This is a genomic window from Streptomyces sp. NPDC049879, from assembly GCF_044461265.1.
Classification (GTDB): Bacteria; Actinomycetota; Actinomycetes; order Streptomycetales; family Streptomycetaceae; genus Streptomyces.
In genome coordinates, this window is the sequence record NZ_JBITKT010000006.1 from 227587 (window position 1) to 241433 (window position 13847).

Annotated in this window: 8 protein-coding genes; 1 reads left to right on the forward strand and 7 read right to left on the reverse strand. The window is 70.2% G+C overall.

All coding sequences use genetic code 11. The features are described 5' to 3' along the window. Positions 1 to 36: 36 nt before the first annotated feature. Positions 37 to 2016 carry an ABC transporter ATP-binding protein gene (locus ACIBPC_RS21760; RefSeq protein WP_398846828.1) on the reverse strand — a complete coding sequence of 660 codons (1980 nt, stop codon included), beginning with the start codon at positions 2014 to 2016 and terminating at the stop codon, positions 37 to 39. A 662-nt stretch (positions 2017 to 2678) separates the two neighbouring features. Then, on the reverse strand, positions 2679 to 5804 hold the full coding sequence (locus ACIBPC_RS21765) for an AfsR/SARP family transcriptional regulator (RefSeq protein ID WP_398846830.1): 3126 nt from the start codon (positions 5802 to 5804) through the stop codon (positions 2679 to 2681). A 208-nt stretch (positions 5805 to 6012) separates the two neighbouring features. Between ACIBPC_RS21765 and ACIBPC_RS21770 the strand changes: the two genes are divergently transcribed. After that, a complete protein-coding gene (locus tag ACIBPC_RS21770) occupies positions 6013 to 8418 on the forward strand; it encodes a tetratricopeptide repeat protein (protein ID WP_398846831.1) in 2406 nt (801 codons plus the stop codon). A 24-nt stretch (positions 8419 to 8442) separates the two neighbouring features. Here ACIBPC_RS21770 and ACIBPC_RS21775 read toward each other — a convergent pair whose 3' ends face one another. The 5 genes from ACIBPC_RS21775 to ACIBPC_RS21795 all read right to left on the reverse strand — a co-directional run bounded on the left by ACIBPC_RS21775 (position 8443) and on the right by ACIBPC_RS21795 (position 13665). After that, on the reverse strand, positions 8443 to 9030 hold the full coding sequence (locus ACIBPC_RS21775) for a hypothetical protein (protein ID WP_398846833.1): 588 nt from the start codon (positions 9028 to 9030) through the stop codon (positions 8443 to 8445). Beyond that, positions 9027 to 10169, reverse strand: a complete 1143-nt coding sequence (locus tag ACIBPC_RS21780) for a hypothetical protein (RefSeq protein ID WP_362967257.1) — start codon at positions 10167 to 10169, stop codon at positions 9027 to 9029. The genes ACIBPC_RS21775 and ACIBPC_RS21780 overlap by 4 nt, the downstream gene beginning before the upstream one ends. A gap of 266 nt (positions 10170 to 10435) precedes the next feature. Continuing rightward, complete coding sequence (locus tag ACIBPC_RS21785) at positions 10436 to 11245, reverse strand: Fpg/Nei family DNA glycosylase (protein ID WP_398846835.1); 810 nt, start codon at positions 11243 to 11245, stop codon at positions 10436 to 10438. 69 nt (positions 11246 to 11314) lie between these two features. Further along, positions 11315 to 12340 carry a hemolysin family protein gene (locus tag ACIBPC_RS21790; RefSeq protein WP_398846837.1) on the reverse strand — a complete coding sequence of 342 codons (1026 nt, stop codon included), beginning with the start codon at positions 12338 to 12340 and terminating at the stop codon, positions 11315 to 11317. After that, positions 12337 to 13665 (reverse strand): hemolysin family protein, encoded by a 1329-nt coding sequence (locus ACIBPC_RS21795; RefSeq protein ID WP_362967251.1) that lies wholly within the window; start codon positions 13663 to 13665, stop codon positions 12337 to 12339. Before ACIBPC_RS21795 ends, ACIBPC_RS21790 begins: the two co-directional genes overlap by 4 nt. Positions 13666 to 13847: the final 182 nt, after the last annotated feature.

Below are 13847 nucleotides of genomic sequence, written 5' to 3' on the forward strand. Positions count from 1 at the left end.
GGATGAGCACAGCGGTGGGGTGAACGCGTTCGCCCGTCAGGCCGTCTCCGCCGCCCGCCCGGCCCCGCGCGGCCGGGGCACGGGCCGGAACTGGCTCGCCTGGAGGTCGTACATCGTCCGGTACCGCCCGCCCAGCGCGAGCAGCGCCTCGGGCGAGCCCGACTCGACGAGCCGCCCCTCGTGCAGCACATGCACCAGGTCCGCTCCCCGCACCGACGCCATCCGGTGGGTGATGAGCACGACCGTCCGCCCCTCGTCCGCCAGCGAGCGGATCTGGTCGAAGACGCGCTGCTCGGCCTTGGCGTCCAGCGCGGCCGTCGGCTCGTCCACCACGAGGACGGGCGCGTCGCGGAAGTGGGCGCGCGCGATGCCGAGCCGCTGCCACTGGCCGCCCGACAGCTGGTGCCCGCCCCTGAACCGGCGCGACAGCAGCGTGTCCCAGCCGCGCGGCAGCGTCGGGACGAGGCCGTCGAGCCCCGCGTGCGCCGCCGACCCGGCGAGCCGCTCCGCGTCCGGCGGCGCGTCGGTGCGGGAGATCGTGACGTTGACCCCGGCCGTCATCGGCCAGCGGTAGTGGTCCTGGTGCACGAGGGCGCACCGCCCGAAGATCTCCCGGCGGTCGAGCGCGGCGGCATCGTGCCCGTCCCAGCGGACGGCGCCGCGCTGCGGCAGGTAGAGGCCGCACAGCAGCTTGGCCAGCGTGCTCTTGCCCGACCCGTTCTCGCCGACGAGCGCGACGACCGCGCCGCGCCCCAGCGGGATCGTCAGCGACACGTCGCGCAGCGCGGGCGCGCCGTCGGCGCCCGGGTAGGCGAACGTGACGTCCTCGAACGTCACGCTCTCCACCGCCGCCGGGAGCGGCTCGCCCCCGGCCGGGATGCAGCGCTCGGCCGACTCCGCCAGCAGCCGCCGGAGGTCGCCGACGTACAGCGACTCCTCGTGCAGGTGGTTGAGCTGCCGCACGAGACTGTCGAGCTGCCCGGTGCCGGTGCGGATGGCGAGGACGGCCGTGCCCGCCGCGGCGAGGGCCATCCCGCCGCCCCACAGCAGGGCGGCGAGGAGCGCGTACGTGCCCAGCGTCGCCGCGCCCGTGCACGCGGCGGCGGCCAGCTCCGTACGGGCGGCGAGGCGCGCGAGCCTGGCCTGCTCGCCCTCCTGGCTGATCGACATGTCGCGGAAGTGCCGCAGGATGTACGGCCCCACGCCGTGGACGCGCACCTCGGGCGCGGCGTCGGTGTCGATCAGGAGGCCCGCGAGCATGCTCGCCGCGCGGGAGTGCTGCACCCACCGGTGCCAGCTGCGGTAACGGCGCCGCGCCACCGTCAGCGTGGCCCAGGCGCGCGGGACCACGATCAGCAGCAGCATCGGCAGCAGCGCCACGTGCAGGGCGGTGAGCACAGTCCCGGCCGCCAGCAGGGAGATCACCGCGCCGAGGACGCCGACGCAGTGGCTGACCATGTTGCGCGCCGACGCCGCGCCGTACTGGGCGGAGTCCAGCAGGCGGTGGAACTCGTCGTCCTCCATCGCCGCCATCTCGACCTGGTGGGCGCGCTCCAGGTACCGCTCGCGGGCGAGGCGTTCGACCCGTGGTTCGAGGGGCCCGCTCGCCAGGGTGGACAGGGCGCCGCACGCGGCACCGGCCGCCGCCGTGACCCCGATGAGGACCGCGACGGGCAGGCACTCGCGCATCCGCCCGGTCAGGTCGCCCCCGGACAGGAGCGTCGCGAGGAGCCAGTTGACGCCGAGCAGCCCCACCGCCTGCGCCACCCCCCGCCCCGCCTCCGCGAGGGTGACGAGGAGGGTGAGGCGGCGGTCGGCCCGCCAGGCGAGCCCGGCGGCGGTGCCGACGAGCCGGGGCATGCCCGTCAGCATGGCGCGCAGCCGCAGCCCGTACCTGGCCTCCTCGTGCCGCGCCCAGGAGGTGTCGTACACGAGCGCCCCGCCGAACAGCTCACGCTCGGCCGCGGACACCCGCGCATCGTCGTCACTCGTCGTCTCGCCGTCGCTGCGTCTCACCGGACAACTCCCTTCGGAGAACCGTGCGCAACGCCCAACGCCCCCTCCCACCCCCAGACACGGCCCCCCACCCAACCCGGTCCCCCACCCACCCAGAACGCCAAGGCACCCCCGACACCCTGCGTACGCGCAGGTGAGCCGAACGCATGACAGCACAGGCCCCCCGAAACACGCTTCGGCCGGGGACACGCAGTGCGCCCCGGCCGAATAAGTCCTCCGAACCGCTCACACGACGACCCACAGAAGGCATCGAACGCGCGACGGCCCTGCCTTTACCAGATATGACTTAACAAGTCCATCTGAGAGCATCCGGCCCGGTAGGAGGTTGACGAGTCCACGGCCCAGACGCGACTCAAGGCCGCTGGCTCGTCAGTACAGCCAGCAGATCAGTGCGACGAGGATCTGACCACTCTCACTCAGCGCCAACACACCGAACTCGTACAGCTGGTGGGGGAGCACGCTCACAAACGGACCTTTCCAGTGGCAGGGGTGGATTGCCCCAGGAGGTTACCCTCACCCCAGGGGTACGCCTGACACACTGAAGTCACAATCAACCACATGGTCGGTATTAGAACTTATGTCATCAGCCTTACGGGTGAATCACCCTCAACGGACGCCCCTATGCGACAGGGCATGGTACAAGCGGCGATACAACGTCTCCATCAGCTCAGCTCAGGCAACTGGGCGTTCAGGTCCGCCTCAAGCACAGCCGCCTCTTGACTGAGCCTCTCTGCCTCCACGAAGAGCCCCATGTCTTGCCTCACGTGGGCTAGCAGAGTGAGGGCTTCGGCCACGCCGTCCGGCGAGGAGAGCCGTCGGGCGATCGCCAGCGCATCCTGCGCGTGGCCGACCGCTTGGTCGTGGCGCCCAGTCAGCAACTCGGCTCGGGCGAGTTCACGGAGAGCCTGCATCTCCTCGTTGGGCGCATGGATACGTCGCGCCATGGCGAGTGCGGCAACATGGTGAGGAAGGGCTTCCCTCGCCTGACCAGCCGCCCGAAGAGCGCTTCCTAGACCGTTCAACACCACGCTCTCCTGGAGCAGATCCCCTGAGCTCCGGATAACAGGCAGAGCGTCCCGATAGAGTTCAAGCGCCTGCTCCGCCTCACCAAGTGCAGTCAGAATTCCTGCCAGCATGCTGTCTAGCAGGGCTAATTCAGTACGACTAGCCACTGGCCGCGCGATGTCGAGCGCCTGTCGGCATATGTCGAGCGCCTCCCGGGGACGGCCCATTCTCGTCTGCAGCTCCGCCAGGTTGTTGAGCAATCGGTACAGGCCTCGGCGGTCATCCATGTGCTCGAAGATCGAAAGCGCATGTCTGAAATGCCTGTACGCGTCACGCCACTTGCCGAGATGCAGGAGACAAATACCTAGCAGGTTGAGTGTTCTGGCGATATGGCGATTGTCGGAGTGACGTTGACGAAGCTCAAGGGCGTGATACTGGAGAGGCACCGCTTCCTCGAAGCGCCCCGTGTGCCACTGAAGGGCGCTGATGTAGTGAAGGACCTCCATTTCGGCATCGATGTCATCGGATGCCCGAGCAATGGAGAGAGCTTCCCCTGCCACGTGCAAGGCTTGCTCGTAGTCACCGATGTGCGTGTGGATCGTGCTGAGATCCAGGAGGGCCCGGGTCCGCAAGCTGTCCTCGCCGGTTTTTTTCCAGTGTTCGACGGCCTGCCGGAGGTGTGGAAGCGCTGTACGGAGATAGCCCTCGTTTTCAAGGAACCCCACCAGAACATGCGTCAGCAGCGCATGCGAACGCGCCGGACCGAAAGCGCGCACATGTTCCAGCAACGCCAGAAGATTGCGTCCTTCAATGGTGAACCAGTCCCGTGGCCCTACAGCTTCGAGCCATCGCGCGGCATCCGGGCGCGCCCGAGACGACTCCTCTCCGGCGACATCGGCACGGAGCCGGTGCGGGTAAACAAGCCGATCAGCCATGTCGGCGGCTTGTACAACCATTTCCGTCAAGCGCTGGACAGCAGCTGTCGCTTCCCCCGGCGAGGCCAGCGTTCGCGCATACTCTCGCAACAGGTCGTGCACACTGAAGCGGTCGCTGGACGGCTCCATGAACAGGTTGACGCGCAGCAGCTCTTCGAGCAGACGCTCGACCCCGGCCAGCGGCAGTCCCGCCAGAGCGGCTGCAGCGTGAGGACCGAATTGAGTGCCGGGATATAGCCCGGCTGTCCTGAAAAACCGTCTCTGGTCAACGTTCAGTGTCCGGTAGGACATGGAGAAAGCCTCGGCAAGCCCACGAGTGCCGTCCCTGAGTTCATCGAGCCGCCCCGCAGGGGAGGCCGCCAGCCGGTCCGCCAGGTGAGCGGTGCTCCAGGCGGGCCGCGTAAGGAGGCGACAGGCCGCGATGTCGATGGCCAGCGGGAGACAGCCACACAACCGGACGACGCGCGCCACCTCGTCGCGATCCTTGATCTGTCGTTCCGGCAATTGCCGAGAGAAGAGCTCAATGGCTTCCTTCTGGGTCAATGCGTCGAGAACGACCGACCGTACGCCGTTCAGTCCCACGAGGCGCCTGCGGCTCGTCACGATCACGAGTGACGGTGAAGCTCCTGGCAGCAGAGGCTCTACCTGGTCCGCATCCAATGCGTCATCGAGGATAACCAGAGCCCGGCGGCGAGTCATCTCCTTGCGCCAGACTCCGGCGAGCTGATCGAGACTGGACAGGTGGGCGCCCTGCGGCACGCCGATGAGGCGGAGCAATTCACGCAGTGCGTCCTCAGGTGCCAGGGCAGGCTGCGCCGGATCATGCCCGAAAAGCCCCAGAAAGATCCGTCCATCAGGAAATCGATCCCGCAAGCGATGTCCGACATGTATGGCGAGTGCCGTTTTCCCCACACCCCCCATGCCGTCGATCGCCTCTAGAGCGACGGCGGATGGAAGCACCTCGACATTCTCTCCGACCACGGCATCGAAGTACCGCAGTTCGTCGGTCCGGCCTACCAAGGGAGTGCTTCGCGGGAGATTGTCGGGCACTAGGTCCGGTGGCCGGAAGGCGCTCACGACGCCGAGGTGGGTGAGCAGCTCAGCCGCCTGAGCACCTTCCTGAATACCACGCCTGATGGTCTGCAACTGAGGGCCGAGGTCATTGCCGTATTCGTGAACCAGATGCTGCGCTGTCCGCTGGAGCAGGCGAAGGGCCTCGGCAACCCGTCCAGCGCCATGCAGCCCCAGGGCGAGGTGAGCGACCAGCGACTCGTCCGCCGGAGCATCGTTCGCGAGACGCCGAAGGGCCAGCACCGTTTCGTGATAGCGGCCGAGCTGTAAGGTGACGTTCGCTTCCAGGAGGGCTGTCACGGTCTCCTGGTCGTGCACTCGAGCCCGAATCTCTTCGGCCCAACCGCTCTCAAGCCCCGCCAGCGCCTCCCCCCTGTTCAGTGCCCGCGCGTCGCGGATCAGTGTCAGGGCCGCTTCGAGACTGCCGTTGTCCGAGAGAGCACGCGCCTGATCCACCAGGGTCGCCTGGCGTCGAACATCAACCCTGTCGGGATGGATGTCGAGCCGATAACCGCCGTCAGCCCGCGCGAGCCGCGACTCGGCCTGGGGCCCGAAGGACTTGCGCACCCGGGAGCAGTAGGCGCTCAGGCTCGCTTGCGCATTGCCCGGCGGTTCGTCCCCCCACACACGCTGGATCAATGTCTGCCGGCTGACGGTCCGACCTGCTTCCCAGGCAAGCGAAGCGAGCACGAGCTTCTGCTTCGGAGTACCGGTGTCGCAGAGTCGGCCGTCGACTCGTGCCTCTACCGGGCCGAGCAGCGATATCTGGAACTCCACCAGCGCCCTCCCCCGCCGGCACGACTTCCTTTCAGACCTATGAGCATCGCACGATATTCCGGTGTGGGCCATACCGCCTTATCAACTATTCCGGATCGTGGTTCCAGAGATCGATGACGCTTCCCGTTGGGTAAGGGATCAACGTCGAGAACAACGCGGTGCGTCTGTGCGATGGCCCTCGCCGACTCGCCGCGGCCATGGTGAGGGGATGGGGGAGACCGTGGACAGACGCGAAATCGCCGACGTGTTGGACATGCTGTTGACCGATGTGAGCGGCGTTCCCCGTGCCGATGAACTGGCGTTGCTGACGCGTATTCTCAGTTCAGCACTGGAGACGGACGATGCGCTGGCCGAAACGTGGAACCGTGCACTTTCCGCTCCGTCGCCGGTCACCATTACCCAGGCCGCCGCCGAGCTGGAGCGTGTGGCGGCTGCAGACGGCCGCCTGTCGAAAGCCCTGGTCAGCCTGGCGAACCCGTCGGCGAAGCCGACGGCGGGACACTCGAACCGTCTTGAGGGAAACGCACAGATCTCCGGGCATCAAGTGCAGGCCAGGGACATCTCCGGAGGCGTTCACTTCCACCAGGCCCCCGTCTCGTCGTCCCTGCCTGTCCCTCGCCAGATTCCCGCTGTATCGCAGCATTTGGTGGGGAGAGAGGCAGATATGGCGGCTCTGGAGGCAAGCCGCCAAGGCCAGCGTTCGTCGCCTGGGTTGATCGTCGTGAGCGGCCCGGCCGGTGTCGGCAAATCCACTCTGGTGTGCCGCTGGGTGAGCGAACTGGAGGATCAATATCCGGATGGGCTCTTCTACGCCGATCTAGGCGGCTACTCCCTCAGCGGGGCCTCACGGTCCGAAGATGTGCTGGACCGATTCCTCCGCGCCCTCGGGGCAACAGACATCCCCGTCCGGATATCGGATAAATCCGCCCTGTGGCGTTCGTTCACCGCGCGGTCCAAAGTGGCGGTTGTGCTGGACAACGCGATCACCGCCGCGCAGGTGCGTCCCCTGCTCCCCGGGGCCACCGACCGGAGCCTGACCGTGGTGACCAGTCGCAATCAGCTCACGGGGCTCGTGGTCGAGGGCGCATCCCTGTACCGTCTGGGCGCTCTCGCACCGGACGCGGCCGTGCGGCTGCTCGGCCTCGGCGGCGGCGGCGACCGGATCGGCAGGGAGCGCGATGCCGCGCAGGACGTCGTGGCCTTGTGCGCGTACCTGCCGCTCGCCGTATGCCTTGCCGCGGCAAGACTGGCCGCCCGCCCTCGCCAGCCACTGGCGACCATGGCCGTCTCGCTGTCCCGGGGGATGGGCCCGTTGGAAGAACTGCGGCTCGAAGGACAGGCGGCGATCAAAGTTGCCCTGGACGAGTCCCACGCCCTTCTCACAACCGACGTCGCCCGCGCGTACGCCTGTCTCGGCATGTTGCCGACGAACATGTTCTCCACCGATCTGGTGGCCGCCGCCTGCGCGCTCCCGCTGTGGGAGGCGGACCGTATGCTGGAGTCGCTGGTGGAGACCAGCATGCTGGAGGAACTGGGGCCCGATGCCTACCGCTTCCACGATCTCGTGCACGCACACGCCCGGCGATGCGGCGAGGAGGCCGGAGCAGCGGAACGGGACGCGGTCCTCCGGAGGTTCGTGGACTGGCTGCTTCAGGGAGCGGCGAAGGCAGAGCTGCTGCTCACACCGAGCCATCAGACTCTGCCGCGGGAGTACACCGGAGAGCCCGGTCCCTTCACGGCGTTCGAGGACGCGGCGGGTGCCCTGTCCTGGCTCGACTCGCACCAGGCGATGCTGGACGAAGCCATCCGGTACTGCGCCGACTCCGGTCTGCACACCGCCTGCTGGCAGCTGACGGACGCCGCATGGCCGTTGTTCCTCCGGCTGCGGCCCGCCGAGCTGTGGATCAGGGCTCACCGTCTGGGCCTCGAAGCAGCCCAGGCGGCCGGAGACAGAGCCGCGCAACGGCGGATGCTCACGTCCGGGGGCAATGGGCTGCGCAACGCGGGGGAACCCGAAGAGGCTGCCGAGTGGTACCAGCAGGCGCTGCGCATGGCCCGGGAGGACGGCGACCGGCGGGATGAGGCGCAGGCGACGCACGGACTGGGAGTGGCGCTCTTCGAGGCCGGGCGTCTGCCGGAGGCGGAGCACCGGCTCCTCCGCGCCCTGGGCATGAGGGAGGACATCGGGTACCGGCGCGGTGCCGCGCTCTCCCGCATCGTGCTCGGACAGGTCTGCGAGGCGCTCGGACGTGTCGGCGAGGCCGTGGCGTATCTGACGGACGCGCGTGGTGTGCTGGTGGAGATCGGTGACGCCTACGACGCTGCACGGGCTCTCGCGCTGCTGGGCCACGTGCTCGCTTCGGCCGAGGCGGCGGAAGGCACCGGCCCCGGCGAGGGTGTCCGTCACCTCCGCGCCGCACTGGCGGAGTTCGCCGGAACAGGTTCGGTGCTCTGGCAGGGACGCTGCATGGAGATGCTGGGGCAGGCGGCCGAATGGTCAGGAGCCGGTGAGGAAGCCGCGGACTGGTACCTGAAAGCACTGGCGGTGCTGGAGCGGCGGAGCCCTCGGGACTCAAGCCGCATCGAGGGCCGTCTCCACGGCGTGCGACCGTGAAGACGGCCCTCAGGCCGTTGACCGTCAGCGCGCCGTCACGAGACGGCCGCCGTCAGGTCCGTGCACGAGCAGGGTCGTGCCCAGCAGTTCTCCGGAATGCCGCCCGGCGCTCAGCCACCCATGGAGGAAGGAGCCGAGGATGGGCCAGACCGATGGAGGCGCACTCGCCGCGTCCATGACGACGGTTCCCGCCCTCCCGGAACTCGCGGTCCCCAGCACGCAGCCGGCTCGGCCGAGGAGCGGGACCACCGTCACCAGGCAGCCGGGATACTCGACCAGGAGAGTCTCGGCCCTCCGCCTCGCCTGATCCGGTGTGCGGGCGGCGGTCGCGACGAGCACATCCGCCAGCCCGGACCAGCGACTGAAGGCCGGACTTCCCGCCTCGACACGGAGATGGGGATCAGTACCCAGCGCCGTCGCGCGCGCCGTCTCCGTGCCGTACCAGGGCGACGCGTCGGTGTCGTCGATGACCGCGGCCCAGCTGCGGTCCGGCGAGGCGGTCAGGACGAGGGCGGCCGTCCGCCTGCCGCCCACCGGGTCGTGCATCCCCCCGGCGACGGCCGGCGTCCCGTGCACCTCGGTGATCCGAACGCCGACGAACCGTGCGCTCACGCCGTCCACCGCCCGTTCCCCTGCCGCTTCCAGCTCGACAGCGGGGGCGGCAGCGGGGCGGGCCGTGTCTCGGGCGCGTACGCGGGCTCTCCGAGACCGAGCAGCCGGTAGAGCAACGCGCGCATGCGCTGCTGGAACTCGCCTGGCACCGACGTGATCAGCGCGGCGACGGAGTCGTAGTCACCGCTTCGGTGACGCTCGGACGCGTACCGCAGTTGCTCCCCCAGCGGGCGGACGGCCGAGAGGGCGGGAGCCCGCGCGGCCAGCGCGACCGCCGGGGAGTCTTCGGCCACCTCGGACCGTGGCAGGCCCGAGATCAGGATGGGCACATCCACCAGACTCCCGTACGCGGTGACCGAACCGTGGTCACCGATCAGGTAGTCGCTCGCCACCAGCAAGGACTGCCAGTCGGCCTCCGGCGGGACGAGCAGCGCGCCGTGGCGCTTCCAGGTGGCCAACCAGCTGTGGACCTGCCAGGGACCGTGCCCCGACCAGACGTTCGGGTGCACCAGGATGGCGACCCGGAATCTGCGGGCGGGCAACTCGGCGAGCAGCCGTGGCAGGAGGGAGTCGAAGCGTCCGAACGCGGCGGACCGGCCCCAGGTGGACGCGACGACGACGAGCTGCTGCCCGTCGCCGAGTCCCAGCGCGCGGCGGTACGCCTCGCGCTTGCCCCGGCTCACCAGAAGCCGGTCGTGGCTCGGGTCTCCGACGACCGTCGCCATGGGCAGGGCCTCGGGGCACGAACGGGACAGCATGTCCCGCTCGCGCTCATGGGCCAGGGCGACCGCGGCCGGCATGACCCGGCCGTCGTGCAGGAGATGCCGTCTGCTCAGCATCCCCGGCCCGCGCGTGGCCTCCGCCCCGCCTTCGCGAAGAAGTTTGATGTGTCCGGCACCGTGCGACAGCCGCACCACAGGTGCTTGGACCGCTTGCATGCCCTGCGAGCCTGCCGCGAGGGCGAGGTCGAACGGTGTCGTGACGGCCTGCCGCCACGAGATCGTGGCGATCCCCAGGCCGTGCAGGTAGCGCCTGACCCCTTGGCCGAAGGCGTGCGGTGCCACGGTGAAGACCACCTGCACCCGGAGGTCCGACTCCAGTGACTGGACGACCTCCTGAAGCCTCTGCGCGTACGTCATCGTATGCATGACAACGAGAACTCTCTTGCAGTCACGGACAGTGGCCCACTGTCCCTGCTGGATCACCGCAGGCGTCGTGCGCCTGCTTTCGCCTGACATCGCTTCCCCCCAGTGGGTGATGAGCAGTTCCGGTCATCGGGCTGCTTTCCCCGTTGCCTGGACGGTTGGCTTGCGGACGGATTGCAGGAGCCTTGCAGCCCTGGTGGAGGGCACGCGGAATCCGCCGACCGGGATGGAGGCCGGGGCAGTGTGGGGTGAAGAGGCAGTCAGCTCGGGGGCAGGACCGGGCCCTGTTGGCAGTGGGGGCACCAGTAGGTGGGGCGTGGCTGGGATGGTGTTTCGTGGAGTACGCGGATCGGTGTGCCGCAGCGTGCGCACGGGTGGCCGCGGTGGCCGTAGACGTACAAGCGGCGGCCCGTGCGGGCGAGGAGTGCGGGGGTCGTCGTCGTGCGGTCGCGCTGGTCGCGGTTGGCCTGGAGCAGGGTGTGGGCGCGCGCGACCACGGCGTCCGGGTCGGGCAGGTCGCCGACCGGCAGCCAGGGCGTCACGCCGGTGAGGAAGCACAGCTCGGCCATGAAGACGTTGCCCACCCCCGCCATCACGCGCTGGTCGAGCAGGGCCGCGCCGAGCGGGCGCGCCGGGTCGGCGAGGAGGCGGCGGAGGGCCTCGGCCGGGTCCCAGTCGGGTCCGAGCAGGTCGGGCCCGAGGTGGCCGACGACGCGGGGCTCGTCCCTCGTGCGGAGGAGTTCGAGGACGGGCAGGCGGTAGCCGACGGCCGTGTGCTCCGCCGTGCCGAGGATCGCGCGGATCTGGTGCGCGGGGCCGCCCGACCAGCGGCGGCCCGGCGCGTACACCTTCCACGCGCCGTCCATCCGCAGGTGCGAGTGCAGGGTGAGGCCGCCCTCGACGCGCGTCAGCAGGTGCTTGCCGCGCGGGGTGACGTCCAGGACCGTCCTGCCGGTCAGGTCGGCGGTCGCCAGGCGCGGGACGCGCAGGTCGGAGCGGATCAGGCGCCGCCCGGCCAGCGCGTCGCCGAGCCGGTCGGCGACCTGCCTGACGGTGTCTCCTTCTGGCATGCCTCCCATGATGCGCCCGCCCGCCAGGACACGGCGGACGGGCGCGGGACGGTCAGGCCGCCGGGGTGGTCAGGCCGCCGGGGTGGTCGGGGGGCCGACCAGCTCGGTGAGCACGTCCTCCATGGTGACGAAGCCGAGCAGCGCGCCCTTGTCACTGGTCACGGCCGCGAGGTGCGTGGAGGCGGCGCGCATCGCGGTGAGCGCGTCGTCCAGCGGCGTGTTCGGCGCGATCCGGATCACCGGGTGCAGCGCCTCGCGGGGGAACGGCCGGTCGCGGCCCTGCGCCTCCAGCGAGTCCTTCACGTGCAGGAAGCCGAGGACCGTCGGCCCGGGGCCCGTCACGGGGAAGCGGGAGTAGCCCGACGTCGCCGCCGCCTGCTCCAGGCGGCGCGGGGTCACGCGGTGGTCCACGGTGACCATGCGGCCGACCGGGACGGTGACCTCGGCGACGGTGCGCGTGCCCAGGCTGAGCGCGACGCGCAGCCGCTCGCTCTCCCCCGCCTCCAGCAGGCCCGCGTCGCTGGAGTCCTGCACGATGCGGGCCAGCTCGTCGTCGGTGAAGACGGACGCGACCTCGTCCTTCGGCTCGACCTTCATCAGCCGCAGCAGCGCGTTGGCGAAGGCGTTGATGCCGAAGATGAACGGGCGCAGCGCGCGGGTCAGGCCGACCAGGGGCGGGCCGAGGAGCAGCGCGGTGCGTTCCGGCGCGGCCAGCGCGATGTTCTTCGGCACCATCTCGCCGAAGAGCATGTGCAGGTACGTCGCCAGGGCCAGGGCGATGGCGAACGCGATGGGGTGCACCAGCGGGTGGGGCACGCCCAGGGCGTCGAAGCCGGGCTCCAGCAGGTGCGCGATCGCCGGTTCCGCGACCGCGCCGAGGACCAGCGAGGAGACGGTGATGCCCAGCTGGGCGGTCGCCATCATCGCGGACAGGTGCTGGAGCGCCCACAGGACGGTGCGCGCGCCGCGCTCCCCGCGCTCGGCGCGCGGCTCGATCTGGTCGCGGCGCACCGAGATCAGGGCGAACTCGGCGCCGACGAAGAACGCGTTGGTGACCAGCGTCAGTACGCCGAGCGCCAGTTGGAACGCGGTCATCGGGCGTCTCCCGCCGTGTCGGAGGTGGTGTGCGAGGGCTGGAGCACGTCGATGCGGACGCGGTCCGCGCGGTGGTGCGCCGTCAGCAGGACGGTGACGCGCCAGCCGGCGACCTCGACCGTGTCGCCGATGGCGGGTATACGCGCCAGCTCGGTCGCGACCAGCCCGGCGACGGTCTCGTACGGGCCCTCGGGCGCGTCGAGGCCGATGCCGGCGAGCTGGTCCACGCGCAGGCTGCCGTCCGCCTCCCAGCTGCCGGGTCCTGCGGGGGCGAGGTCAGGGTCCTCGTCGGGGTCGTGCTCGTCGCGGACCTCGCCGACGACCTCCTCGACGATGTCCTCCAGGGTGACGACGCCCGCGGTGCCGCCGTACTCGTCCACGACGACGGCCAGCGAACGGCTGCCGCGCAGCTGCTCCAGCAGGCGGTCCACGGGGACGCTGTCGGGGACGAGCAGGGCCTCGGACATCAGCGAGGCCACGGTGGTGCCCGCGCGGTCGCGCTCGTCCAGGGCCAGGACGTCCTTGATGGAGACGACCCCGGCGATGTCGTCGAGTCCCTCGCGGTAGACGGGGAAGCGGGACAGGCCGGTGGCCAGCGTGAGGTTGGCGGCGTCGGCCGCCGTCGCCGAGACGTGGAGCGCGTGGACGTCGACGCGGGGCGTCATGACGTTCTCGGCGGTCAGGTCGCCCAGGTGCAGCGTGCGGACGAACAGCTCGGCGGAGTCGGAGGGCAGAACGCCCTCGGCGGCGGAGTGCCGGGCGAGGGCGATCAGTTCCTGCGGGGTGCGGGCCGAGGCCAGCTCCTCGGTGGGTTCGAGCCCGGCGCGGCGCACCAGATGGTTGGCCGTGTCGTTGAGATGGCGGATGAACGGGGCGAACGCCGCCGTGAAGGCGCGCTGCGGGCCGGCGACGGCGCGGGCGACCGTGAGGGGCCGGGAGATGGCCCAGTTCTTCGGGACCAGCTCGCCGATGACCATGAGGACGACCGTGGAGGCGAGCACGCCGAGGGCGACGGCCAGCGGGGACGCGACGCCCTCCGGGATGCCGACGGCGCCCAGCGGGCCGCTCAGCAGGGTGGCGAACGCGGGCTCGGCCAGCATGCCGATGACCAGCGAGGTCACGGTGATGCCGAGCTGCGCGCCGGAGAGCTGGAAGGTGAGGCGGCGCACGGCGCCCAGCGCGCGGGCGGCGCCCTTGTCACCCGACTCGGCGGCGCGTTCCAGCTCGCCGCGCTCGACGGTCGTCAGGGAGAACTCGGCCGCGACGAAGACGGCGCAGGCGAGGGTGAGCGCGAGTGCGAGCAGCAGAAGCAGGGCCTCGGTCACCGGGTCACCCCGCTCTCGTCGCGCGCGCGGCGGTCGTGGGGGGTGACACAGCAGGTACTGGGAGGCTCGTCCATCGTGCGGACCGGGCTCCTTCGGGCTCGGGGGGCGTTCGAGTGACCCCATCGTAAAGGACTGGCAAACGGGACACAGGGGGCCTGCGGGACCGGCGGGGCGGTTCCGGG

What these genes read in the sequence shown, in the direction of transcription:
- ACIBPC_RS21770 (WP_398846831.1), top strand. Translation starts at nt 6,013, where the DNA reads ATGGGGGAGACCGTGGACAGACGCGAAATCGCCGACGTGTTGGACATG.
- ACIBPC_RS21780 (WP_362967257.1), bottom strand. Translation starts at nt 10,169, where the DNA reads ATGACGTACGCGCAGAGGCTTCAGGAGGTCGTCCAGTCACTGGAGTCG.
- ACIBPC_RS21785 (WP_398846835.1), bottom strand. Translation starts at nt 11,245, where the DNA reads ATGCCAGAAGGAGACACCGTCAGGCAGGTCGCCGACCGGCTCGGCGAC.
- ACIBPC_RS21790 (WP_398846837.1), bottom strand. Translation starts at nt 12,340, where the DNA reads ATGACCGCGTTCCAACTGGCGCTCGGCGTACTGACGCTGGTCACCAAC.